Source organism: Salegentibacter holothuriorum (assembly GCF_900168045.1).
Lineage (GTDB): Bacteria > Bacteroidota > Bacteroidia > Flavobacteriales > Flavobacteriaceae > Salegentibacter > Salegentibacter holothuriorum.
In genome coordinates, this window is record NZ_FUYY01000002.1 from 163,003 (window position 1) to 187,040 (window position 24,038).

Below are 24,038 nucleotides of genomic sequence, written 5' to 3' on the forward strand. Positions count from 1 at the left end.
AATAAATATGAGCAATTTCACCATAAATATACAAGGCACCAACAAGCCGGGAATCATTAAATTTGAGACCAATAAATTTTTAACCCGGCACGAAAACTTTGAATTTAATAATATAGATGAAGCAGCTAAATCTCCATTAGCACAACAATTGTTTTATCTTCCTTTTGTAAAAACTGTATACATCGCCCAAAATTTCATCGCGATAGAAAAGTATGATATCGTAGATTGGAATGATGTGCAGGAAGAAGTTGCCTCCCAAATAGAAGATTTTCTAAATAAAGATGGCGTAGTAATTAAGGAAGATGCAGACCAAACAAAAAATGTTCCCGTTACGGTTTATGCTGAAAGTACTCCAAACCCTGGAGTAATGAAGTTTGTAGCAAATAAGAAGCTGGTTTTAAAAACTGCTGAGTTTAAAAATATTGATGAAGCAAAAGACGCACCACTTGCACAACAACTTTTTCATTTCCCTTTTGTAAAAGCTGTTTTTATAGATTCTAATTACGTTTCTATCCATAAATATGATGTAGCTGAATGGGAAGAAATAACATTAGAGTTAAGAGAATTTATCACCAACTACCTACAGGATGGGAAAGAGGTTTTAAAAGCTGAAGCGTCAGTACCTCAACAAACAGAAGCGTCAACCCACCCTGCTAATCCAGAGGTTAGCCAGGAGATTAAAGACCTTGATGATACTTCAAAACAAGTAATCGCAATTTTAGATGAGTATATTAAGCCTGCAGTTGCAAGTGATGGTGGAAATATTCTTTTTGACTCCTATAATCCTGAGAGTAAAACGGTAAAAGTTATACTTCAGGGAGCTTGTAGCGGCTGCCCTTCTTCAACAATGACACTTAAAAGCGGAATTGAAACAATGCTTAGGGATATGCTTCGCGGAAAAGTAGATTACGTAGAGGCAGTAAACGGGTAATTTCTGGAACTGTTAAAGCGTAGATTTTGCTTCAACATAGAATTCCCGAAATAACTGAATTAAATTAAGTGTAGACGATATAAGGTCTTTAGACTCCAGTAAAAGCCCAAAGTAAAGTTTGGTGTTTTTAGGACTGCTTTCTGAAGACCTTATTCGTTTAATTTGTTTCTCTATTAATTCAGAAATCGTGTCGAGCAATTCTTGTTTTTCAGCAAGAATATCATCTAAACGCTCAAAATCATGCTCATCAAACGTATATTTTATTTCGGTAAATAGCTGCTCCAGCTTTTTATCTATCTTTTTTAAATCCCGTATCTGATTAAATTTCAGGTTTTTGTGATTGTTATTCACGTGCTCAAAAGAATTCCGGGTGATGTAACGGGTAGAGTTCACCATTTCCTGCAAGTAATTCAATAGATGAATATAAAACCGACTCGCTTCCACTGAATCTTCATCTAATGATCTAATAAAATAATAGACATTTCCCTTTAGGTCATCTACTTCAGTTTCCAACTCGCCTACTTTCTTATTATTCTTTTTTAGCTTACCAAGGTCATGATATCCAAGGTTATCTATAGTTTTGGTATATCGCTTTTGAATTCCAGAAATCACCTGGGAGATATTTACCGAACTTTCTGAAGTAATTTCATTAATGGTAATAATATCTGTGCGTTTGTACCTTTTTTGTTGCTTGTTGGCCTTTGTCTTTTTTGCATGTGCCACGGTATTTTTAATAACAAAAGCAGCAGTTATACCAACCAAAATCGCAATAGCTATGATTCCGCCAAAATAAATTATTACAGCGAAAAGCGCTGCTCCTAAAAAAGCTACCACAGCAGTAATAAACCAGCCTCCAATAACATTAAGAACTCCAGCAACCCGGTAGACCGCACTTTCTTGATTCCAGGCCCTATCTGCCAAAGAAGTTCCCATGGCCACCATAAAAGTCACGTAGGTAGTAGAAAGCGGAAGTTGCAAGTTGGTCCCCATAGAAATTAAAATACTGGCTACCACCAAATTCACAGAAGCCCGAACCAAATCGAATGCCGGGGGTGCAATTCCCCTTCCTGTTGTTTTAGTTTTAGGAGTTTCAAACTGCGTATCAATTCTTTTTCTAATTTTATCAGGAATTACGTCTGATACTGCACTTCCAAACATCATAGAGTATCTAACTATAGTTCGGGACAAGTAATTGGCATCAAAACGCTCTGAACCTTCATTTTGCCTGGACAATTTTACCCCGGTATCTACAACGGCTTTAGCTTTTCCAGAAAACCAAATAGTGAGCACCATCACTCCTCCGGCAAAAATCAATATAATTTCAGGAGTAGGAACACTACCCGCAAGATCACTCATTAACAATTCTGAAGCTGGTACTCCAGAAGCACTCCATATCTCATAAGATTGCCAGGCCGCAATAGGGACTCCAATAAAATTAACAAGATCATTTCCTGCAAAAGCCAGGGCCAGGGCAAAAGTCCCAACAATAACTATTAGTTTAAGAATGTTCACCTTAAAGAAACTCGTAAGTATCTTAGAGAGAATTGTAAAACCTATCAAACTAAAAATTATAATTTGTATACGATTATTATTCACATCTTCTACAAAATGCTCTGATACAAAAGTTAAACTGTTTAATCCTTTAATAAGGATAAAATAAAAGATGGCCGCAAGGGAAACTCCGCCAAAAACAGCTCCTGTATATTTTAGCCTTTTTTCATATTTAAAAGAAAGCACTAAGCGTGAAAAATATTGAACCAGTGCACCTGCTACGAAGGCTATAATTATAGCCAGCAAAATCCCAAAAATAACTTCAGAAGCTTTTTCTACATTTATAAAGTCTACCAAATTAGAAATATCCCTGGTTGTAGTGAAGATTTTTAAAAGGGCAATACTAACGGCTGCACCAAGCAATTCAAACATAATTGATACCGTAGTAGAGGTTGGCAAGCCCAGTGAATTAAAGAAATCCAGCAGTAATACATCGGTAAGCATTACGGCCATAAAGATGACCATGATCTCTTCAAAATAGAATTCCTGCGGAAGAAAAATCCCTTTTCGGGCTACCTCCATCAATCCGCTGGAAAATATCGCTCCTACTGCTACACCAAGACTTGCAATTATTAGAATAGAGCGAAGAGAAACAGCTTTGGAACCCACTGCAGAATTCAGGAAATTAATAGCATCATTACTCACCCCAACCACTAAATCTGTAATGGCCAGAATAAATAAGAGTCCAAGAATTATTAAGTATACATCCTGCATGTGAACAAAATCATTTCAACCTGCAAAATTCAACGATTTTTTCCTATTATTATCCTTTTGTAGGTTATTAAAACTTTAATTAAATCTTAGCTCCTTAACATAAAGATTTTTTGGCTTCTTCAATACTTCAACCATATAGGATAGAGTAATTTAAACGAGCGTGATTTTCACTCCATAAACTTTTATTTAAAAACCCGTTGGTTTTGCTTCGAATGAGTTTACTTAAAAAACAGCTCAAACCGGGCAACTAGTAAAAAACTTCGGAGCAAGCTCACGAAGCATTGTTATTGGAAAATATAATCTGATTTCTAGGCAAGCCTCGGAACATTTAATCTCGATTATCGAGTAAAATCCCCCACTTTTAAAAATGCACCTACCCTCCACTAAATTTTGGGTATTTTTAAAAGAACTGATTTATAACATTTTAAAACCAAATATTATGTCTATTGTAAAAGTCATTGAGATTTTGGCAAATTCAACCGAAAGTTGGGAAGACGCCACAAAGAAAGCGGTAAAGCACGCATCCAAAACCGTAAAAAATATAAAATCTGTTTATGTTAAAGAACAAAGTGCACTTGTAAATGGAGAAAACATTACCGAATTTAGGGTTAATGTAAAAATCTCTTTTGAAGTCAGTTAATTTTTCCTTAGAATATTGACAACGCTCTCCGGGATTCCAGGGAGCGTTTTTCATTTAAAAAAACAAGCATGCCAAAACCAAATTTTACCAATAACCTAATTAACGAAACCAGCCCCTACCTATTACAACACGCGCACAATCCTGTAAATTGGGAGGCCTGGAATACTAAAAGCCTGGAAAAGGCACGCAAGGAAGATAAACTCTTACTTATAAGCGTGGGCTATTCGGCTTGCCACTGGTGTCATGTTATGGAGCACGAAAGCTTTGAGGATGAAGCCGTAGCCAAAATTATGAACCAGCATTTTATAAATATAAAAGTTGACCGGGAAGAACGCCCTGATGTTGACCAGGTTTATATGAATGCTATTCAGATAATGACCGGTGCAGGTGGCTGGCCTATGAATATTGTAGCCTTACCAGACGGACGGCCGGTTTGGGGTGGCACCTATTTTAGAAAGGAACAATGGAAAGATGCTTTAAAACAACTCTCTGGGCTATATCAAACCAAGCCAGATGAAATGAAAGCTTATGCTGCTAAACTTGAAGCTGGATTACAGCAATTGCAACTCATTGAAACTCCCAAAGAAGAAACTCCCTTTACCAATGATTTCATAAATGAAATGCTTGAAAAATGGAAAAAAACATTTGACGCTAAAAATGGCGGTTCGCGGGGAGCGCCAAAATTTATGCTTCCGGTAAACCAATCTTTCTTATTTAGATATGCTGTTCAGAAAGATGACAAAGATATCTTTGAACATAGCCTGAACAGTCTAAACAAAATCTCATACGGTGGAGTTTTTGACCATATTGGCGGCGGATTTTCAAGATACTCGGTAGATGAGCGCTGGCACGTACCACATTTCGAGAAAATGCTCTATGACAATGGGCAATTGGTTAGTCTTTACAGCAAGGCTTTTGCTTTTACGAAAGATAATTGGTACAAAGAAGTAGTTTATAAAACCCTGGATTTTGTAAAAGAGGAACTTACCGATGGTACCGGAGCGTTTTATTCCGCTTTAGATGCAGATAGTGAAGATAAAACCGGGAATAAAAGCGAAGGCGCCTATTACGTCTGGGAAAAAGACCACTTACAAGATTTACTAACCGAAGATTTTTCAATTTTCGAAGCATATTATAACATTAATTCCTTCGGAAAATGGGAAGATAATTATGTGCTTATTCGATCTAAAAGTGATGAAGCTATTGCTGAAGCATTCAATCTTAGTTTACCTGAATTAAAAGAAAAGAAAAAACACTGGACAAAAATTCTAAAACAAGAGCGGGATAAAAGAACAAAACCGGGACTGGATGATAAAAGTTTAACTTCCTGGAATGCACTTATGCTAAATGGGTACGTAGATGCCTATAAAGCTTTTGGAGAATCAGAGTTCCTGGAAAACGCATTAAAAAACGCAGCGTTTCTTCAAGAGTATCAGTTTAAAAAAGATTTTAGACTTTGGCATAATTTTAAAAACGGGGAAAGTTCAATAAATGCTTACCTGGAAGATTATGTTCTTTGCACCGAAGCTTTTCTAAATTTATATGAAGCTACTTTTGAAGAAAAATGGCTGGAAATTGCAGAACAATTAATATTGGTTTGCCTGGAAGACTTCCAGGATAAAAAAACGGGATTGTTCTATTTCACTTCTTCTAAAGATGAAGCTTTAATTACGAGGAATTACGAGTTAAACGATAATGTACTGCCGGCATCAAATTCGGTTATGGCTAAAAATCTATTTAAAGTTTCTAAAATCACAGGGAATCAGGAATATTATGATTTAGCAAAAAAAATGCTCAAAACAGTCCAGCCCCAAATAAAAACCTATCCGCAGTCTTATGCTAACTGGCTGGACTTGATGCTTAACTTCACTGAAGCTTTTTATGAAGTTGCGATCACAGGTAAAAATGCTATTTCCATAAAGAAAGAATTAGAACAGGAATTCTTTCCACACACCATTTTTGCGGGGAGTGTAGAGCCATCAGAAATATCAATTTTAAAGAACAGGTTTAAAAGCGATAAAGATCTAATTTATATCTGTAGTGGTGGAAAATGCGATCTTCCCTCAAATTCTGTCGAAAATTCTATTGATAAAATAAAACATTTTTAACAAAAATTAAACAGGAAAATTTCTTTTAAATAAAAAATTTATAGTCAATTTGTTTTTCAAAAAATTGAAATTATGGATAAACTAAACGATTGGGGCGATATCGCAAAAGAATACGCAGAAAAATTTATTGATTACCTACCTACTTTAATTGGTGCACTGGCACTTCTAATAATTGGGCTTTGGGTAATTGGTTTAATTGTAAAATATGTAGAAAAACTATTCAAAAAGAAAGACTACGATAAAACCTTAGAAATTTTCACTTTAAACGCTCTAAAGTGGGGACTTAAAATAATATTGTTTGTTCTTTTTATCACACAACTTGGTGTACAAAGCGCTTCACTGGTAGCCGCAATTGGTGCTGCAGGTTTAGCTATTGGTCTTGCTATGCAAGGATCACTCTCTAATTTGGCCGGTGGTGTTATCCTAATTATATTAAAACCTTTTAAAGTCGGAGATTGGATAGAAGTTCAAGGAGTTTCGGGTAGTGTGGTTGAGATTTCCTTATTTTATACCAAATTAGACACCTTCGGAAATCAGCGTGCAGTCATTCCAAATGGTGAGTTGAGTAATGACAATATTATCAATTACAGCTTTAACGGAACCAGAAAAGAAAACCTAAGCTTTGGGATTTCTTATGATGACGATTTGAAAAAGGCTAAAGAAGTACTTAGAAACCTGGTAGAAGAACAGGAAGATGTTCTTAAAGACCCTGCACCGCAAATTATTGTTTCTGAACTTGGAGCCGATTCTGTTAACTTTTCAGTGAGATATTTTGCTGAAAACAGTAAATTCTGGGATCTACACTGGTATATGATTGAAGAAGGAAAAATAAGACTGGAAGAAGCCGGTATGACAATTCCTTATCCTCAACGTGATGTTTATCTTTATGATCAAACAAAAATGAATGGTACGATTGAAAAGAGATCGAAAACCAACGGTGCTAACTCCGCCGATTAACCGGCAATAAAATCTTTTAAATAATAAGGTTCAAAATAAGCGACATCTTCGGTGTCGCTTATTTTGTATTTGGCTTCTGCTAAATTGCACATTTCTCTTGCAGACGGTAATTTATCTAAAATAAATTCAGCCCTGGGATGTGCACAAATAGCTCTAAATTTTTCCACACCATTTCCTACAAATACTGTTTTATCTTTTTCAAGATAATCGGTGAAAGAATTTTCATCTAAAACCTCAGCCTTAGTTTCTCTTATTTCATTGAGGTTTTCATCAAAAACGCTAGCATAAACCTCCATTCTACGCGCATCTAACATAGGGATCACAAATCCCTTTTCCAGTTTAACCTGGGCAGCCAAAGAGGCCAGAGTGGCTATAGCTATTAAAGGAATGTTCAATGAAAAACATAGCCCTTTTGCTGTAGAAACTCCTATTCTTAAGCCTGTATAAGAACCTGGACCTTTACTTACCGCGATAGCATCAAGATCTCCCACCCTTAAGTTGTTTTCCTTTAGAATTTCATCTATAAAAACGTGTAATTTCTCGGCATGAGAATAATTATTGCTCCTATCTTCCTTTAATGCCAGCAAAGCACCATCTTTTGAAAGTGCAACTGAGCAATTTGTAGTAGCGGTTTCTAAGCAGAGTATTAAAGCCAAATCCTGTGGTTTTTCTTATTTTTTAATTACCTCAACATCATCGCCCTCTTTAAGGCTCTTGGTTACGGTATTATACGGTCCTGTAATCACGGTTTCCCCTTCGGTTAAACCTTCAGTAATTTCAATATTACTATCATCCTGAATTCCTGTAGAAACCTTTCTAAGTTCGGCTTTTTCACCCTCCTTTAGAAAAACGGCTTCATATTTTTGATCTTCACCTTCAGCTGCCGTGGTATCATTCTTAATCACAATCGCACTAATAGGAACCCCTATTATATTATCTTTTCTGTTAGTGATTATATCTACCGTAGCGGTCATACCAGGTCTAAAAGGAGAATAATTATCTGCTTTCCCTTCCAAGAGATCTTTGTAAGATTCCTCTAAAATACGAACTTTCACTTTAAAATTAGTCACCTGATCTGTGGTAAGCGCAGCATCAGCCGAATTTGAAATTTCAGTAACAATTCCTTTAAATTCTTTCCCTAAATAAGCATCTACCTCAACAATAGTAGAATCTTCAACCTGCACCTTTACAATATCGTTCTCATTCACATCTACCTCTACTTCCATGTTGGTTAGGTTAGCAACCCTAAGAATTTCTGTACCGGCCATTTGTTGCGTTCCAACAACTCTTTCTCCCAGTTCTGCATCTAATTTTGAAATGGTACCACTCATTGGCGCATAAATATTTGTTCGCCCCAGGTTATCCTGAGCTTCTTTTACGGTAGCCGATGTGCTTTGCATATTATAGTAAGCCGATTCTTTATTGGCCTGCGACACTTCATATTCTGAAACAACGCGATCCCACTCAGCTTTAGAAATCACACCTTTTTCAAAAAGACTTTTGTTTCGGTTGTAATTGGCTTCAGCCTGCTTTAAACTTGCCTGGGCCTGAGCATAATTTGCACGAGAAGTTTCTAAACCCGCCTGGGCTCTATTAACATTAGATTGATAAATATCTGGATTTACCCTAACCAATAGATCTCCTTTTTCTACAGCTTGCCCTTCAACAACAGGAAGCTCTATTATCTCCCCGGAAACTTCTGAAGATAATTTAACCTCAATCTCTGGCTGAATTTTACCGGTAGCCGAAACAGTTTCTACAATATCTATAGGTTCAATTTTGGTGATTTCTACTTCTTTAAAATTGCCAGTCTTCCCAAACCAACCCGCTTTTTTACCAACTATAAGCAAGAGGATAAGCGCAAGAGCAATTCCAATAATTATAATTAAAGTCTTTTTTTTCATAGTTTAAAATTTAAGATCGGTCACCGGTACTCCAAAATATAATTCAAGTACTTTTAATTTAAAAATATAATCGTATTTGGTTCTAAGCACTTCGCTTTGGGCATTTTCGTATCTTAATTTTGCCTGGCTAAATTCAAACGCATTAGAAATTCCAACATCAAAACGTTGGGTTGAATATTCAAAAGCCTGCTCCTGGGCATTTGCCGCAACCAGTGAAGCTTCATAAGCTTCAAAAGCTCCCTCGGCATCTACATAGGCCTGATAAACATTCGCTTCAAGATCTAGTTCTGCTTGCTCTAATTCATACTCTGCACGCCTGGCATTCACCTCGCTTCTTCTTACCTGATTCCTGGTAGCCAAACCATTAAAAATTGGCACACTAACCTGAACTCCATAGCTTACACCATCGTTTCGCTGCAACTGCTCAAAAAACGGTAAAGGACTACCAATAGTAGTTAATACATTTGGAGTAACTACAACATCTCCGGTACTTTCTACAACTCCAATTTCGCGGGTAGGATCGTTAGGATCTATTTCTCCACCAACAACGCGTCCCTGTCCAGATTCCCTGGTATTATAATTGAAGAAAGCACCAACGCTTGGGTAATAAGCCCCTTTGGCTATTTCCACATCTTTTTCGGCGATCTCCTTGTTAGCTTCAGCAATTCTGATTTCAGATCTTTCTTCCCTGGCTTGCGCTACGACATCTTCTACCGGATTATCTAAAATTTCTGTACCAAAAATAGCATAGTCCCTATCTACAATATCAAAATTCTCATAATCTTTAATAAGTAATGTTTGCGCTAAACTAATAAGGGAAATCCTAATATTATTTTTAGCCACAATCATACGTTGTTGCTCATCAGCAAACGTTGCTTCAATTTCCAAGAGGTCTCCCTGAGGCAAAGATCCAGCTTCTACCAATTGCCCTGTTCTTTCCATTTGCTCCTGGGTAACTTCATTTTGCATCCTAAGAATCTCAAGGTTTTGCTTATTAAAAAGCACCTGTAGATAGGCATCTGCGACAAAAAGGGTAATATCATCCTTCATTTTATCCAGTGCATACTGGCTGGCAAGTTTTGATATTTTTGCGCGTTGCAATTGCTTAAAATTCCTAAGTCCGTCAAAAAGATTCACACTGGCAGTAACCCCTGCTGAAAAGTTTCGGGTAGTTTGCGTTTGCAGTACCCCGGTGGTCACATTTTGGGTAAGACCTGTATTCCAGGAATTCGTTGCCGAACCATTTACATTTGGCAGAAAATTACCAATAGCATCTCTTTTCCCCAACTCGGCGAGTTCTACATTTAGCTCGCTTTGTTTTACTGAAATATTATTTTCTAATGCGTAGTTTACACATTCTTGAAGTGTCCACTCATTATTTTCCTGAGCTTTTGCAAGCAAAACAGAAAATAAAAATATGGTTAATAAGCTGTATTTTTTCATAATCGGAATTGTAGTTGATGAGTCTGTGAAATTCTAAACTTGTTACATTTTGAAATAAAAATCTATTTTCCGGCGAATTCCGGACTAGGTTGTACTTTGTTCCAAACCTTAATTTTATCGTCTTTAGAAATACCATTTTTCACTTCTACCTGAATTCCATCGCTAATTCCTAATTCCAAATCCCTTCTTTCAAATTGCTGATCTCCGGTTTCAACTTCCACAAATGGCTCCTGAGTATCTGAGTCAAATTGCACCAAAGCTTCCTTAATTGCCAATACTTCATCTGCCCTATCTAAAATAATAGAGGCATTCGCGCTTAAACCGGCACGAATAAAAGTAGTATCAGCTTTATCTAAGGTTCCTTTAATCTCAAACTGAATTGCTCCATTTTCATCAACTCCTTTTGGAGCTATATAGTCTAAAACTGCATTAAAAGTTTTATTCTCTATAGCACCTACCGTTACTTCAAGCGGCAACTCTTCTTTAATTTTCCCTACTTCACTTTCATCAACTTTTCCTTCAAAAATCATTTCATTAACATCGGCAAGGGTCGCTAAGGTAGTACCATCATTAAAGTTATTACTTTCAATTACCTGGTTTCCTACTTTTACTGGAACATCCAGCACCATTCCATCTACCGTAGAGCGAATAAGCGTATTGGCGGCACTGCCAATACCACTAGTGGTTCCTGTTTGCACAATTTCGAAGTTCTGTTCTGCAGAGCGGTAGTTTTGCTGCATCCTTTTGTAATTGGCTTCAGCATTGTCAAAATCGTTTTGAGAGATCACTCCTTTTTCGAACAAAGATTTCTGTCTTTCAAATGTCTTTTTCTCATTATCTAAATTGATTCTGGCTGTAGCTACGGCATCTTTCGCGCTTTGCAAAGAATTTACATTTGGGATAACTCTTATTTTCGCAATAAGATCTCCTGCCTTCACTTTTTCACCTGCTTCAATATATATTTCATCTATAATTCCAGAGATGTTAGGTTTTATAAGCACTTCTTCCTTCGGAACAATATTTCCTGTAGCCACTGTTTTTTTGACGATGGTTTCTATGGAAGCCTGTTCGGTTTCATAAACCCTGGGATCCTCCTGGTTTTTCTGAAACAAATAGTATAACGCACCTACAAAAACCACGGCGATTAACACTAAAATTGAAATGGTAACTGTTTTTTTCATCTGTTTATATTTTGACTCATAATTGGAAAATCTGCACAGGCTCAAAATTTCCTGTGTTGCTAAATTTCAGCTCCCGCATTTTGCCGGAGCTATTTTGGTTTGTATTCATTTATTCTGTCCTAAGGGCATCTACAGGTTTTATTTTAATTGCATTTTGAGCCGGAATAAGTCCCGCCAATAATCCGGAGATTACCAAAATAGCCAGGGCAGTAAGTACCACTCCCAAATCTACACTTGGATTTGCGAACATCATTTCTGAAGTATCCATCCCGCTCAAAGCATAATTCACTCCTGCAATTATTCCTGTTGCAAAAATTATCCCTGCCATACCCGAGATAATAGTCAGAAAAATAGATTCCATTAAAATTTGCCCTCTAATAGACCAGGGCGTAGCACCAAGAGCACGCCTTACTCCAATTTCATTAGTTCTTTCTTTTACAACAATCAGCATAATATTACTAATCCCAATAATACCCGAAAGCAACACGAGAATACCAACAAAATAGGCCACTGCTTTTAAGGCTACAAACAAACCGTTTATTTTGCTAAATTCTTCATACAAGTCAAAATTTCCAACCGCCCTATCATCTTCGGGGTGAATAGAATGCCTGCTTTTTATAAGATCCAAAATACGCGACTTTAAGCTAGTGATAGAATTCCCATCGTGAGCAGTAATCGCCATCCAACCTACGGTATCACCCATATTAAAAGCCTGGGAAAACGCAGTAAATGGCACATAAATTTCCTTTTGAGCTTCTTCTGCATTTCCGCCGCCACTGCCTTTTTTCTTATAGGTGCCTATTACCATAAAATTGACACCGTTTATTTTGAGATAAGTTCCTAAAACCCCTTCCTCCTTCTCATAAAGCTCGCGCCTAACCCCTTCTCCAATAATAGCAACTTTACGTTTTTCTTCAATATCGAGATAATTGATAAACCTTCCGGAGGTAACATCCATAGGTTCTTGTTGAATAATTTCAGGGTAATCACCATATACATTAAAAGCACCGGTTTGAAGCCCACGAACCACATTATTATTTCCACCGAAACCGCCTAATTGATTCCTTGGAGAAATAAACCTAAGACCGGGCACATTCGCCCTAAGCGCTTCAACATCTCCTGTCTTAAAATTATAGCGTCTTCCTTTAGGTAAGCCTTTATAGGGTTTAGATGCCGTTTGCGTCCACATAAACATCGTGTTGGTAGCGATCCCTCCAAATCCTTTTTTCACACCATTCTCGAGCCCCTTTCCCGCAGCAAGCAGAATTACAAGAATAAATATACCCCACATTACCCCAAAGGCAGTAAGTATAGTTCTAAACCAGTTAGAACTTAGTGCCTCAATTATTTCGCTCCATTTATCCCTGCTAAACATACTATTCGTCTCTTAGTGCTACAATGGGTTTAATTCTTGCGGCCCTCCAGGCAGGAAAAAATCCGGCAATTGCACCGGCAAGCACCAAAATAAAAACGGTGGTAAGGGCTACATTAAAATTAACTGCAGGATTAGCGATATACTGTGTTTCTATAAGTGGACCAACAAATTCCAATAATAACAAACTGGCAATTAAGCCAATAAATCCAGCAATTGCGGTTACAAAAATAGATTCGTGCAGCACCATTCCAACAATAGAAAGAGGTTCTGCCCCCAGTGCTTTTCTAATACCTATTTCCCTGGTTCTTTCTTTTACGATGATGAGCATAATATTACTTACTCCAACAACCCCTGCGATAATAGTGCAAATGCCTACTCCCCAAAAGAAGAACTTTATCATATCCATAAGATCGTAGAAGCGTTTAGCATTTTCCAGAGAATTATTAATACTCACAGCACTTTCGTCATCTGGAGCTATTGTATGAGATTCTTTAAGTTGATTTTCAATATCGGTAGAAAAGCGATTAGAAGCTGCCAGGGCAGCTTCAAAACTTTCTTCTGGCTCTAAAGTAAAGGCCATATTAGCTATATTATTTGCCCCACCAAAAACACGTTGGGCGGTAGAAAGCGGCATAAAGACACGACTCTCTTCCCTTTCCCCACCGGGATCGGTATACACTCCAATTACTTTAAAATTTATTCCGGAAATCTGTACGTATTTTCCTATTGGGTCCTTACTATCTTTAAAAAGATCGTTTCTAACTTTATTGCCTACCACCACAACTTTTTCAAAATTGTCGTGATCTTTATAATTTAAAAACCTTCCCTCTATCATCCCGCTATTTTCAAGAAACTGATAATCGGGATAAACACCTTCCACACGATAAGAACCCGATTCCTTGCCGTAGTTCACTATTCCATTCCAAATTCTAAAAACAGAAGACCTATATTCTAAATCGTCCTGATGTTTTAAGGCCGTGTAGTTAAAATCCTCATTCTTCATTTGAATTCTTCTACCGGGATTTAGACCTTTGTGTTCCTTTGAGGTCACCCCTGTATAGATATATATAATGTTAGCGGCATCCCTTTTGAATTCCTGAGAAATACCGTTGCGCATACCCTCACCAATTCCCAGAAGAATCACTAAAATAAAGATACCTGAAGCCACCGAAAGCCCGGTTAAAAAGGTTCGTAATTTATTTTTACGAATCGTATCAAAGATCTCTTCCCAACGTTCTAAATCAAACATTTTCCAGTGCTCTTACTTGGTTAACCCTTGTATCCTGAATTATCTTACCATCTTTTAAATTCACAATCCTTTTTGTCATTGCGGCAATATCGGGTTCGTGAGTTACCACAAGTATAGTTCTACCTTCATCATTAATTTCCTGAATTAGGTTCATCACTTCATAAGATGTTTTTGAATCTAATGCTCCGGTAGGTTCATCGGCTAAAAGCATCTTTGGATCGCTAGCCAGGGCTCGTGCAATCGCCACTCTTTGTTTTTGCCCTCCAGAAAGTTCATTTGGCAAATGCCCGGCCCAATCTGCAAGACCAACTTTTTCCAGGTAAGACATTGCTTTTTCTATTCGCTCCCCTCGTTTCATCCCCTGGTAATACAGCGGAAGCGCTACATTATCTAAGGCATTTTTATACGAAATAAGATTAAATGATTGAAAAATGAAACCAAGAAATTTATTACGGTAACGAGCAGCTATTTTTTCGTTGAGATCTTTAATAGGCACTCCATCAAGAGTGTAAGAACCTGAATCTGCTTCATCAAGCATCCCCAGAATATTCAAAAGAGTAGATTTCCCAGATCCCGAGGATCCCATGATAGAAACAAGTTCACCTTCGGCTACGTTAAAGTTAATCCCTTTTAAAACGTGTAGCGAATTACTGCCCATTTTATAGGATTTGTGAAGATCTTTTATTTCTATCATCGCAATAAAATTACAGGTTACTAACTCTTTATATAAAAGTGCTACCCATAAGACTCTACGAGAAAGAAAAAGTTACAGTATTTTTAAGAAAATATTTTGAAATTTCTTAAACTTCCTGAGATTTTTTGACTTTTCTACGAGAACGGTAAATATAAAAACCTAAGGCGCCAACCAATAGATATGGGAAAGCCATAAGGTAAAGAATACCATTGTTAATTCCTTTTGCTGCGCTTTGATCGGTATCACTCTCCAGAACCGCACGACACATAGAACATTGCGCATTGGCCAACTCTGGCAACAGAAGTAACAAGGAGATAAGAATTAAAAACCTAATTTTCATAGCGGTAATTTCTAGATGCAAATTTAAGAAATTTTACAATCAAGTTTTTAGTACAATTGTTAAGACTTGATCTCTTGAATAAAAAATTTTTTAATAGTATGGCCACATAAAAATATAGACAAGCACTCCAGTAATAGCCACGTACAACCAGATAGGAAATGTCCACCGAGCAATCTTTGCGTGCTTTTGATATTCACCGGTTAACCCTCTATACATAGTAAAAAGAACTAAAGGCACAATAATAGCCGAAAGTAAGATATGCGTAATAAGGATAAAGAAATATATAGGTCGCAAAACACCTGCACCCCCATAAGGCACAGGGTCATTACTTATTTTTGAGATTACATAACTCACTAAAAATATAGCAGAAAGCCCAAAGGCAGTAATCATAGTATTACGATGTAGTTTATACTCCCGAATACTCATAAAGAAATAACCAAGCATTAATAAAATAGCGGTTGAACCATTTAATACTGCATGAAAAAAAGGAAAAGTGCCTGTTTGAGTTCCAAATATATTGTAGCGCTCAGGCAAGTACATTAAAATAAGTACCAGTATAGGTACGAATACAGATAAGGCAATTATTACCGGTACTGCAATTTTATCGGTTTTTGTTAGTGTTCTTTTCACAATAATTTCTTAATATCTTCAATTAAAATATCAATTTGCGGCTCTTCCTCGCCTTCTACCACAGATTTGTTTCTTTCTATTGAACCACGGTAGTAAATTATAGGATTTCCATACTTATCCAGGCGAGATCTAATATAACCTTCTTTGTCTACCAGCGCGAATAAACCCTGATGCGCAAACCCACCGGGCACTTCACTATTTTCTCCTGCATAAATATTAAAACCGCCATTAGCAAGCCCATAGATAGCATCTTTCTCACCAGTTAACAGGTTCCAATTAGGATGATCTATCCCATAATTTTCAGCATAAGATTTTAAAACCTCTGGTGTATCATGCTTTGGATCTATAGAAAAAGAAGCTATTCCAAAATCATTTCTATCTTTAAATTCTGACTGAACCTCTACAAGATTTTGGTTCATTATTGGGCAAATTGTAGGACAGGTTGTAAAGAAGAATTCAGCTACATAGACCTTTCCAAGATAATCTTCACTGGTAATTGTATCACCTTCCTGGTTAATTAATTGAAAATCTGGAGCTTTTTTCTTTCTACCATTAATCTCAATATAAGTTAATTCCTTATCTGAATTAGTTACTTTTTTCTCATCTTTCATGTTCAACCTATCAGCCTTTACTACTTCACCGCTACTAATGGTTTCTACAATTTTAGGAATAAAAATAATTCCAAAGACCAAAATAATTAAGGAAAGCCCTATGTAAGAATATTTTCTTTTCATTTTAATTATTTTTTCTATCGGCGTTGTTCTTTTTTAAAGCCAATCTATATTCAGCAAGAATCACTTTAACATCATCATTCATTTTATCGCTTAACTCTGCTACAGATCTTGAATCATAACCGTAGACCTTTTCAAAATCCTCATCATCATCCCTTCCTCTTAAATTAAGGTCTTTATCTATAATAAAAACATAGGGGGTGTAAGTTCCCTGTAACTTATGGGGAGTATTAAAGCTTTTAAAAGTTGCTGCTATTGCTTCAGGAGGACCAAAAACAAATTTCCATTTTTCGGTTTCAGAAATACCGCTAAATTCATTTTTGAAATTTTCAGCTTGTTGGCGTGTATCTTCCGGCAACACCACTAGAAACTGAAAATCATCAAATTCGTAGTATTTCTCCAGAATTTTTTGATCAAGATTAAAGGTATTGCCTTTAAGATCATCCAGATTTTCACCAAAGAACGCTACGATGCTTATTTTATCTTCCAAACTAATTGACTTCCCTTCAAAATCTTCAAATTCAGAAACATCGTTAACACCTTCGGTTAACACGGGTAATTTAGCGAAGTTATTTTGCCCTGAAGCAAAAAACATATAAGCAATAATAGGCAATGCAAAGAGCACTAAAAGCACAAAAAACTTTTTCATAGTCCTGTATATAAAAGTGGTGCAAAAATAAAAAGACGGTTTAACAAAACCGCCTTTCTATGCATTTTTAACTTTTAAGTCTTTTCCTTAAAAATCCCAGGCTACATAGCCATTTTTATAGACCTCATAGATATAACCTCCTTCGGTCAAAAGAATAAAAATTAGGTAACTTATAAGAAAGATTGCTGTCCAAACTATTGCCCGGCGCAAACCTTTAGTCTCTCCCTCAAGGTGCATAAAAGACCAGGCAATATAGTAAGCTTTATAAATTGTAAGTATGATAAATATCCAGTTAAGGAGTGACATACTTAAGAAAGAAGTATCTGTTAGGAACTCGGGCTTTAAAATACCCAAAACAACCTCCACAATAGTAACTACGGATAGGATTGCAAAAACCGTCCAGATTTTCTTTGTATTAGATTCGTGTTGATGTGCTGTATCGTGTGCCATTTTTATTTATTTCTGAAATTATACCAGGTAAAAGAATGTAAAAACAAATACCCAAACTAAATCTACAAAGTGCCAGTAAAGACCAACTTTCTCTACCATTTCATAATTCTTTCTGCGCTCGTACGTACCAAGAATTACATTAAAAAAGATAATGATATTGATAACTACCCCAGAAAAAACGTGAAAACCATGAAAACCGGTAATAAAGAAAAAGAAATCTGCAAATAACGGTGGCCCATATTCATTACGGGTAAGATTAGCTCCTTCTACCACTCCAACAGCTTCACTATTTAGCTTAGCAATAGATTCTTCCCGTGAAAGGATAATTTTCTCACCTTCATCATTTACAACTTGAGTTCTAATTAGAAGATCTGAATTTTCACTAAAACCAGCTTTTACTTCTCCTATAGAGTAAGATGGCAAAGATTTTTCACTTTCATACCAAATTCCATTTCTTGATTCGTGCTCTACTCTACTTGATGCTTCTGCAATGGCAATATCTGAAAGAGCTACCCTGTGCCCATCACCATCAATAAACTGTAATATATTCCCTCCTTCTGTATAGACAGCACCGTAAGTTCCATTGATGAAATTTTTCCATTCCCAGGCTTGAGAGCCAAGGAAAATAATACCACCAATAATAGTAAGAAACATATAAAATGTTACTTTTCCTTTCTTTAGTTGATGACCGGCATCTACTGCCAAAACCATAGTTACAGAAGAAAAAATAAGTATAAAGGTCATTAAAGCCACGTAGTACATTGGAGCATCTACCCCATGTAAAAAAGGAAAGTGATTAAAAACTTCATCGGCAATTGGCCAGGAGTCCATAAATTTAAATCGGGAAAATCCATAAGCTGCAAGAAAACCAGAGAAGGTAAGTGCATCGGAAACGATGAAAAACCACATCATCATTTTGCCATAGCTGGACTTTAAAGGCTCATTTCCACCACCCCAGGTTTTACCTTCGGTGCCTGTTCTAACAACAGTAGCTTCCATAGAAGAATTTTTAAATTTTAAGTATTCCGCAAAAATACGTAATTTTATTATTTAAAGAAATATAAAAATACAAACAGGTAAATCCACATAAGATCAAGAAAATGCCAAAAAGTCGCACCTAACTCAATACCAAGCATTTGACCTTTTTTATAGCGTTGTTTAAAATGGTTATAAATTACCACCAAAAGTGTGATTATACCTACCACTAAGTGCGCCATGTGCACTAAAACCAACACATAAATAAAAGAAGTTGTAATGCTACTTTCACTTCCTGTAAAGTAATAACCATTAGCTATAATTTCAGAAAATCCGTTAAATTGCAAAACTACAAACAACACCGCAAGCACCAGTGTGCCAATTAACATTGCAGAGGCATTTCTTCGATTACCGGATAAAATATATTTTTTTGCAAGAATAAAAGTCAAGCTACTCACTACTATTACGAGTGTACTCCAAAAAAAAGCCGATGGCAACTCAAATTCAGTTAGCCAATCTGGCCTTGTTTTACTAACAACATAAGCACTGGTTAAACCACCAAAGGTCATTATCATACTAATTATCCCAAACCAGAGCATCATTTTTTTAGCCCTATCATATTTGTGCTTTTCAGCACCTTGAGTTAAATCCATTGTCTTATAAATTTATCTAAAACATATACAATTTGTAGCAGCGTAATATAAGATACGCTCGCAAACATTAATTTTTTAGCTGCCTGAGCAGTTTTCTCCTTATACAATTTTACCGCATAATATAGCATCCCTAATCCCAGTAAAAGAATAACTGCACCTGCTACGGGAGTTAGAAATAGCTTACCTGTAACTCCAAATACAGGAATCAAGGAAACTAAAATAGTCCATACCGAATAAAGAATAATTTGTATTGCGGTTCCTCTATCCCGTTTTCCGGTAGGCAACATAAAGAAACCTCCTTTTTTATAATCATCATAGAGCCACCAGCCAATTGCCCAAAAATGCGGGAACTGCCAGAAAAATTGTATCATAAATAAAGTTCCAGGCTCTATACTAAAATCTCCGGTTGCAGCCACCCAACCTAACATAAAAGGAATTGCTCCCGGAATGGCTCCTACAAATACAGATAGCGGAGTTTTAGTCTTAAGCGGCGTATATACACTTACATATATAAAAATACTTATTGCCCCAAACATCGCTGTTTTAGGGTTAATAACATATAGCACGATAAGTCCTGAAAGTGTAAAAACACTGGCGATTATAAACGCGGTACTTACCGACATTCTTCCATCGGGAATAGGACGGTTTTTGGTACGATCCATAAGCGCATCCAAATTACGCTCTATAATTTGATTATATGCATTTGACGCACCAACCATAAAATAGCCGCCAATAGCCAACAGAAAGACTATGACAAAATCTATGTTATCGGCGCCTAAGAAATAACCGGCAATAGATGAAAATACCACACTTACAGCAAGCCGTACTTTGGTAATTTCTTTAAAGTCTGTTAAGATAGAAGCCGAGGAAGTATGTACACCGGTGCTGCTCAAAAATAGGTTTTTTCAATTGGCGCAAAGATACTCCTTAATTGGGTTTTGGCAAGGGGGCAAAAATGTTAATTTTCAGCACTTAATGAATTGCTATAATATTCAAAAAAATTATAAAGAAATACAGCGTGTTTAATAATCATAATACCAATTAAAAATATCGGTTCTTATTCCAAAATTTAACCAGCTTGTAGTATTCTCAAAATTTTGAGGAGTTTTTACATCGGGGTCAAAAGTTCTATAAATAAAACTCCCATACACTTTTAAATTAGTTGCCGGGTTCAAAATATAACCGGCTTCAATACTGGAAAATAACGAATTAGTAGTGTTTCCCTGGCCTATTTTCACACCGGTATCAAACGGACGTTCACGTTCGCTACTAAAGATATCGCCCCCATAAGCAGCTTGATTAGTTGATACATTATAATCAAAACCTCTTTTGCCGTAAATAAACTTAGCATTTCCATACCACCGGTCTTTTTTATAACGAGCAATAGCCAGTATTTCTCTAAAATTAGAACCCCATAAATGCGCCATAGATTGATTATTATGCCCATAATTTAACACTCCTGTATTATGAGAATAGGTATAAGGCCGCACCTGATTATATTCAAGCTGAAGAAATAAACCAGGAACTTTAAAAGCATCAAAATATTTTAAGCCTAACTGGTAACCAAGTTTGTTTTTCCAGCTTTGCTGTCCACCAAATACATCAGAAGTAGAAAATTCATCAATTATCATTTGTCCATAAACATTGATATTATCTGAAAACTTATATTTTGAAGTCAAACCAATAATTGCATTTCCGCCTCGTGCTCCAGTAGAGAATTCTATGGCTCGGTAAAATATGATCGGATTCAAATAATTTAAATCGAAACCACGCCTATTATCGTTTTCCCAAACTACAGATTCAAACAAACCAATATTAAGCCTTTTGGTAACATTATAACTTAAATAATGGTTAGCCATATATTTTGTTCTAAAGGAGCCATTTTCTGTAACTTCTGGTCTCACATCGCGCAAAGACATCCAGGTATTGGTATATTTTAACTTCCAAAACGTGGTGTTGAGTTTAAAATAAGGGTAGGGCGAAGCATTATCACTCATTAAAAGAGAACGGTAGCCGTCTCCAATAAAGTTTTTCCCGTGACCAAATTGCAAGTTGAAGAATTTATTTGGCGTATAAGACAAATAACCTTCAGCTACAGGGTAATCATAGCCCTCATCCATAAAAGGTTTTGCAATACCTCTACCGGGGATTATTGCAGGATCACCACCATCTGGCCTTATAGATTCTGCGAAACGGTTATAATAATCGGCAAACCTACCCTGATTTTCATAAGCTACTGTATAAAAATTAAAGTTCCCCCCTAAGCCACCCTGGAAAATTAGCGCCCGGGTATTGTTATAAGTGAAATCGAATTCTGTTTGCTGAAAATCTTTACCAAGCTGCAGATCTAAAGCAAAATCTAAAGTAAACCAGTAATCTTCCGTTTGATATTGAACCAAATGTTCATTAAGTAATTTACGCCCAGCCCAGGAATTCACATCTTTAAGTAGCTTATTTTCATGCGCCTTAAAATCGTAATATTTAGAAACTTCAGAAAAAAGCAAAGGCTTTGAAGCGGCGTGAGTATTCACTCCTATTTTATTAAATTCAGCATCAAACCTGCTATAATATTCGTGAGAAAGTGGAATATTAATCTGACTTTCATACCGAGGCCGGGTAAACTCTCCAGATTGAATTTTATCGTACTCGCCGGTTAAATCATTTTCAATTGGCTGTAGTAACTTGGGCTCTTCTTTTTTGTAAGTCTTTTCAGAAGTCTGTTTAAATTGCTCAAGGTTCAATGATAAGGGAATTTTAACCGGCATTTTAAACTGAACAAAGATAGGTCTACCGTTATAAGTTGCCGGTTTAATTTTAGAAAGTAAACTAAAAACACGTCGCATCTCAACCTTCAATTCTGAATATGCCGCGTCCAGATAGATGATCTGGAAATCACCAGATTTATCAACTTCAAAAATAACCTTAAGTTCTCCTTTGTAAGCCTCATCAATTACTTCAGAAGGAACTTTATAATTATCAATAATAAACTGCTTTAAGGTATTTTTAAAACAAACCTCCTTCTTCTCGAAATCAAGGTTTATACATTGTGGAAACTCTGGAAAGCGCTGGGTATTGCTTTGAGCCTGGAACTTTAAATTAATAGTAATTAATAAAACCAGAAGAAACAGATAGCTCCTCATACTCAATTTGTGAAAGATTGGTTACACCCGGGAAATATACATTTTTTTGAATAGAGTAAACTAGCTTAAAATAAAAAATCCCGGACACAGCCCGGGATTCATATTCAAAATAGGATATTTTTAATCTTGTACCTGGAAGATAATTGGCAGAGAGTACATAACTCCAACTGCTTTTCCTCTTTGTTTACCAGGCTTCATTTTTGGTAATTTATTGATCACCCTTGCCGCTTCACGCTCCAATCTTGGATGAGGAGCACGAGACATCACATTGGCAATATTTCCCTTTTCATCAATTTTAAACTGAACAATTACCCTGTTTACACCAGAAAGACCAAGCTCTGCACCAAGATCGGTATCAAAGTTACGGTTTACAAACTGGCTTATTTTCTGGCTCATACATTGCTTACGCTCTTCATTATTTTTCAGGTTTTCACAGCCTGGGAAAATTGGCACATCTTCAATAACAGCGAAAGGAACATCTTCAACTTCTTCTTCAACAGGAGCCTCAACAACTTCCTCTACTTCAACTATCTCATCAAGATTTGTTTCTGTAGATTCAATTTCGTCTTCCTCAACCTCTTCTTCATCCTCTACAACTTCAATAACCTCTGGTGCCGGAGGCGGAGGCGGTGGTGGTGGAGGCGTATTCTGCATCTCTGTAATTGGGATTTCTTCATCGTCTAAGTCGTCCATATTTAACTGACCGGTATCAATGGCTTCCTTTTCATAAGTCTTCCATTCAATAGCACGCCAGGTAATTAACAGGACCAGGACAAGCCCCAACTGGAGAAACAGCACGCTCTTTCTCTTTAAATCGGCTTTTGGATTTTTCTTTGGTTCCATAATTGGTTATTGATTAATAAGGATTGCTAAATTAAATATTTTTTCTAAAAAACTAAATTAATCTTACTATTTAACCTTTTTAGACTCTTTTCAAAGAAAAGAAAGATAATAACAGCAAGCAAAATACCAGCAGTATTAGCCAGAATATCAAACCAATCTGGCTCGCGATAACTGGTAAGCACACCTTGTAAAAGCTCAATTAACATACCAAACAGTGCTGCAAGGCCTGCAATTTTAAATAAGTTATTTTTATAAGTACTTTTAGGTTCATTTTTCAACATAAAATATACCTTCCACAATACCAATAACCCAAAATACGCTCCCAGGTGTAAAAGCTTATCTGTAGGACTAAAGCTTCCAACACTAATTTTACCGAGTTTCACTAAAGAGGAAACCGTTAGCAAAATAGTATAAAAGCAGGCTACAAATAAAGCAATTTTAGTTACCAAGAATTTCTTTATAAGCATCTGCGCTTAAAAGTTCTTCTAACTGTGATTCATCAGAAAATTTCACTTTAATCATCCAGCCTTCTCCATAAGGATCTGAATTCACCTTTTCTGGTTCGTCTTCAAGACTTTCATTAAACTCAATGATCTCACCTGATAATGGCAAATAAAGGTCTGAAACGGTTTTTACAGCTTCTACAGTACCAAACACCTCTTCTTTATCAAGGGTCTCATCTACGGTTTCTACTTCTACATAAACGATATCTCCTAGCTCGCTTTGAGCAAAGTCTGTAATACCTATCGTAACAGTATCACCTTCCACCTTAATCCATTCGTGATCTTTAGTGTACTTTAATTCTTGTGGAATATTCATTAGTTCTATTTTATATTGGAACAAAGTTAATTTTTTAAAGCAATACTTCAAACAAGGCTCA

General features: G+C 36.4%; 24 protein-coding genes. 4 read left to right on the plus strand and 20 right to left on the minus strand.

What is annotated here, in order from left to right:
• Nucleotides 1–7 precede the first annotated feature (7 nt).
• A complete protein-coding gene (locus B5X51_RS05070) occupies nt 8–931 on the plus strand; it encodes a NifU family protein (protein WP_079719809.1) in 924 nt (307 codons plus the stop codon).
• 12 nt (nt 932–943) lie between these two features.
• Here the strand turns inward: B5X51_RS05070 and B5X51_RS05075 are convergent, their stop codons facing one another.
• Nucleotides 944–3,196 carry an inorganic phosphate transporter gene (locus B5X51_RS05075; protein WP_079719810.1) on the minus strand — a complete coding sequence of 751 codons (2,253 nt, stop codon included), beginning with the start codon at nt 3,194–3,196 and terminating at the stop codon, nt 944–946.
• 439 nt (nt 3,197–3,635) lie between these two features.
• Here B5X51_RS05075 and B5X51_RS05080 point away from each other — a divergent pair, with 439 nt between their 5' ends.
• The 3 genes from B5X51_RS05080 (at nt 3,636) to B5X51_RS05090 (ending at nt 6,901) form a co-directional block, all read left to right on the plus strand.
• Complete coding sequence (locus tag B5X51_RS05080) at nt 3,636–3,836, plus strand: dodecin family protein (RefSeq protein ID WP_079720721.1); 201 nt, start codon at nt 3,636–3,638, stop codon at nt 3,834–3,836.
• 68 nt (nt 3,837–3,904) lie between these two features.
• Nucleotides 3,905–5,944 carry a thioredoxin domain-containing protein gene (locus B5X51_RS05085; RefSeq protein WP_079719811.1) on the plus strand — a complete coding sequence of 680 codons (2,040 nt, stop codon included), beginning with the start codon at nt 3,905–3,907 and terminating at the stop codon, nt 5,942–5,944.
• Between the two features lie 72 nt (nt 5,945–6,016).
• Entirely contained in the window at nt 6,017–6,901 is an 885-nt protein-coding gene (locus B5X51_RS05090) for a mechanosensitive ion channel family protein (protein WP_079719812.1), read from the plus strand.
• Here B5X51_RS05090 and tsaB read toward each other — a convergent pair.
• The 19 genes from tsaB to gcvH form a co-directional block, all read right to left on the minus strand.
• Complete coding sequence (gene tsaB / locus B5X51_RS05095; RefSeq protein WP_079719813.1) at nt 6,898–7,557, minus strand: tRNA (adenosine(37)-N6)-threonylcarbamoyltransferase complex dimerization subunit type 1 TsaB; 660 nt, start codon at nt 7,555–7,557, stop codon at nt 6,898–6,900. The genes B5X51_RS05090 and tsaB overlap by 4 nt on opposite strands.
• A gap of 15 nt (nt 7,558–7,572) precedes the next feature.
• Nucleotides 7,573–8,805, minus strand: a complete 1,233-nt coding sequence (locus tag B5X51_RS05100; protein ID WP_079719814.1) for an efflux RND transporter periplasmic adaptor subunit — start codon at nt 8,803–8,805, stop codon at nt 7,573–7,575.
• 3 nt (nt 8,806–8,808) lie between these two features.
• Entirely contained in the window at nt 8,809–10,248 is a 1,440-nt protein-coding gene (locus tag B5X51_RS05105; protein WP_079719815.1) for a TolC family protein, read from the minus strand.
• A 62-nt stretch (nt 10,249–10,310) separates the two neighbouring features.
• Complete coding sequence (locus B5X51_RS05110; RefSeq protein ID WP_079719816.1) at nt 10,311–11,429, minus strand: efflux RND transporter periplasmic adaptor subunit; 1,119 nt, start codon at nt 11,427–11,429, stop codon at nt 10,311–10,313.
• Nucleotides 11,430–11,538: 109 nt separating this feature from the next.
• A complete protein-coding gene (locus B5X51_RS05115; protein WP_079719817.1) occupies nt 11,539–12,804 on the minus strand; it encodes an ABC transporter permease in 1,266 nt (421 codons plus the stop codon).
• A gap of 1 nt (nt 12,805) precedes the next feature.
• Nucleotides 12,806–14,053, minus strand: a complete 1,248-nt coding sequence (locus B5X51_RS05120) for an ABC transporter permease (RefSeq protein ID WP_079719818.1) — start codon at nt 14,051–14,053, stop codon at nt 12,806–12,808.
• A complete protein-coding gene (locus tag B5X51_RS05125; RefSeq protein ID WP_079719819.1) occupies nt 14,046–14,747 on the minus strand; it encodes an ABC transporter ATP-binding protein in 702 nt (233 codons plus the stop codon). The genes B5X51_RS05120 and B5X51_RS05125 overlap by 8 nt, the downstream gene beginning before the upstream one ends.
• 106 nt (nt 14,748–14,853) lie before the next feature.
• Complete coding sequence (locus tag B5X51_RS05130) at nt 14,854–15,087, minus strand: hypothetical protein (RefSeq protein WP_079720722.1); 234 nt, start codon at nt 15,085–15,087, stop codon at nt 14,854–14,856.
• A gap of 90 nt (nt 15,088–15,177) precedes the next feature.
• Nucleotides 15,178–15,717 carry a DUF420 domain-containing protein gene (locus B5X51_RS05135; protein WP_079719820.1) on the minus strand — a complete coding sequence of 180 codons (540 nt, stop codon included), beginning with the start codon at nt 15,715–15,717 and terminating at the stop codon, nt 15,178–15,180.
• Entirely contained in the window at nt 15,714–16,451 is a 738-nt protein-coding gene (locus B5X51_RS05140) for an SCO family protein (protein ID WP_079719821.1), read from the minus strand. The genes B5X51_RS05135 and B5X51_RS05140 overlap by 4 nt, the downstream gene beginning before the upstream one ends.
• Nucleotide 16,452: 1 nt before the next feature.
• Complete coding sequence (locus B5X51_RS05145; protein WP_079719822.1) at nt 16,453–17,097, minus strand: thioredoxin domain-containing protein; 645 nt, start codon at nt 17,095–17,097, stop codon at nt 16,453–16,455.
• 87 nt (nt 17,098–17,184) lie between these two features.
• Nucleotides 17,185–17,547, minus strand: a complete 363-nt coding sequence (locus B5X51_RS05150) for a cytochrome C oxidase subunit IV family protein (protein ID WP_079719823.1) — start codon at nt 17,545–17,547, stop codon at nt 17,185–17,187.
• 18 nt (nt 17,548–17,565) lie between these two features.
• Nucleotides 17,566–18,546, minus strand: a complete 981-nt coding sequence (locus tag B5X51_RS05155; protein ID WP_079719824.1) for a cytochrome c oxidase subunit 3 — start codon at nt 18,544–18,546, stop codon at nt 17,566–17,568.
• A gap of 47 nt (nt 18,547–18,593) precedes the next feature.
• A complete protein-coding gene (locus B5X51_RS05160; protein WP_079719825.1) occupies nt 18,594–19,175 on the minus strand; it encodes a cytochrome c oxidase subunit 3 in 582 nt (193 codons plus the stop codon).
• Complete coding sequence (cyoE, locus tag B5X51_RS05165; protein ID WP_079719826.1) at nt 19,166–20,068, minus strand: heme o synthase; 903 nt, start codon at nt 20,066–20,068, stop codon at nt 19,166–19,168. Before cyoE ends, B5X51_RS05160 begins: the two co-directional genes overlap by 10 nt.
• Nucleotides 20,069–20,197: 129 nt before the next feature.
• Nucleotides 20,198–22,315 carry a gliding motility protein RemB gene (locus B5X51_RS05170; RefSeq protein ID WP_079719827.1) on the minus strand — a complete coding sequence of 706 codons (2,118 nt, stop codon included), beginning with the start codon at nt 22,313–22,315 and terminating at the stop codon, nt 20,198–20,200.
• Between the two features lie 120 nt (nt 22,316–22,435).
• Nucleotides 22,436–23,158 carry an energy transducer TonB gene (locus B5X51_RS05175; RefSeq protein ID WP_079719828.1) on the minus strand — a complete coding sequence of 241 codons (723 nt, stop codon included), beginning with the start codon at nt 23,156–23,158 and terminating at the stop codon, nt 22,436–22,438.
• 44 nt (nt 23,159–23,202) lie between these two features.
• The gene (locus B5X51_RS05180; RefSeq protein ID WP_245828704.1) at nt 23,203–23,607 is read right to left on the minus strand and encodes a VanZ family protein; all 405 of its coding nucleotides are present in this window, start codon (nt 23,605–23,607) and stop codon (nt 23,203–23,205) included.
• Nucleotides 23,597–23,977 (minus strand): glycine cleavage system protein GcvH, encoded by a 381-nt coding sequence (gcvH, locus tag B5X51_RS05185; protein WP_079719829.1) that lies wholly within the window; start codon nt 23,975–23,977, stop codon nt 23,597–23,599. Before gcvH ends, B5X51_RS05180 begins: the two co-directional genes overlap by 11 nt.
• Nucleotides 23,978–24,038: the final 61 nt, after the last annotated feature.

Excerpts from the sequence above, each read along its gene's own strand:
- B5X51_RS05120 (WP_079719818.1), bottom strand. The coding sequence starts at position 14,053 with ATGTTTGATTTAGAACGTTGGGAAGAGATCTTTGATACGATTCGTAAA.
- B5X51_RS05125 (WP_079719819.1), bottom strand. The coding sequence starts at position 14,747 with ATGATAGAAATAAAAGATCTTCACAAATCCTATAAAATGGGCAGTAAT.
- B5X51_RS05115 (WP_079719817.1), bottom strand. The coding sequence starts at position 12,804 with ATGTTTAGCAGGGATAAATGGAGCGAAATAATTGAGGCACTAAGTTCT.
- B5X51_RS05070 (WP_079719809.1), top strand. The coding sequence starts at position 8 with ATGAGCAATTTCACCATAAATATACAAGGCACCAACAAGCCGGGAATC.
- B5X51_RS05080 (WP_079720721.1), top strand. The coding sequence starts at position 3,636 with ATGTCTATTGTAAAAGTCATTGAGATTTTGGCAAATTCAACCGAAAGT.
- B5X51_RS05175 (WP_079719828.1), bottom strand. The coding sequence starts at position 23,158 with ATGGAACCAAAGAAAAATCCAAAAGCCGATTTAAAGAGAAAGAGCGTG.
- B5X51_RS05140 (WP_079719821.1), bottom strand. The coding sequence starts at position 16,451 with ATGAAAAGAAAATATTCTTACATAGGGCTTTCCTTAATTATTTTGGTC.
- B5X51_RS05085 (WP_079719811.1), top strand. The coding sequence starts at position 3,905 with ATGCCAAAACCAAATTTTACCAATAACCTAATTAACGAAACCAGCCCC.
- B5X51_RS05130 (WP_079720722.1), bottom strand. The coding sequence starts at position 15,087 with ATGAAAATTAGGTTTTTAATTCTTATCTCCTTGTTACTTCTGTTGCCA.
- B5X51_RS05145 (WP_079719822.1), bottom strand. The coding sequence starts at position 17,097 with ATGAAAAAGTTTTTTGTGCTTTTAGTGCTCTTTGCATTGCCTATTATT.
- B5X51_RS05110 (WP_079719816.1), bottom strand. The coding sequence starts at position 11,429 with ATGAAAAAAACAGTTACCATTTCAATTTTAGTGTTAATCGCCGTGGTT.
- B5X51_RS05105 (WP_079719815.1), bottom strand. The coding sequence starts at position 10,248 with ATGAAAAAATACAGCTTATTAACCATATTTTTATTTTCTGTTTTGCTT.
- B5X51_RS05150 (WP_079719823.1), bottom strand. The coding sequence starts at position 17,547 with ATGGCACACGATACAGCACATCAACACGAATCTAATACAAAGAAAATC.
- B5X51_RS05160 (WP_079719825.1), bottom strand. The coding sequence starts at position 19,175 with ATGGATTTAACTCAAGGTGCTGAAAAGCACAAATATGATAGGGCTAAA.
- B5X51_RS05170 (WP_079719827.1), bottom strand. The coding sequence starts at position 22,315 with ATGAGGAGCTATCTGTTTCTTCTGGTTTTATTAATTACTATTAATTTA.
- B5X51_RS05075 (WP_079719810.1), bottom strand. The coding sequence starts at position 3,196 with ATGCAGGATGTATACTTAATAATTCTTGGACTCTTATTTATTCTGGCC.
- B5X51_RS05100 (WP_079719814.1), bottom strand. The coding sequence starts at position 8,805 with ATGAAAAAAAAGACTTTAATTATAATTATTGGAATTGCTCTTGCGCTT.
- B5X51_RS05155 (WP_079719824.1), bottom strand. The coding sequence starts at position 18,546 with ATGGAAGCTACTGTTGTTAGAACAGGCACCGAAGGTAAAACCTGGGGT.
- gcvH (WP_079719829.1), bottom strand. The coding sequence starts at position 23,977 with ATGAATATTCCACAAGAATTAAAGTACACTAAAGATCACGAATGGATT.
- B5X51_RS05090 (WP_079719812.1), top strand. The coding sequence starts at position 6,017 with ATGGATAAACTAAACGATTGGGGCGATATCGCAAAAGAATACGCAGAA.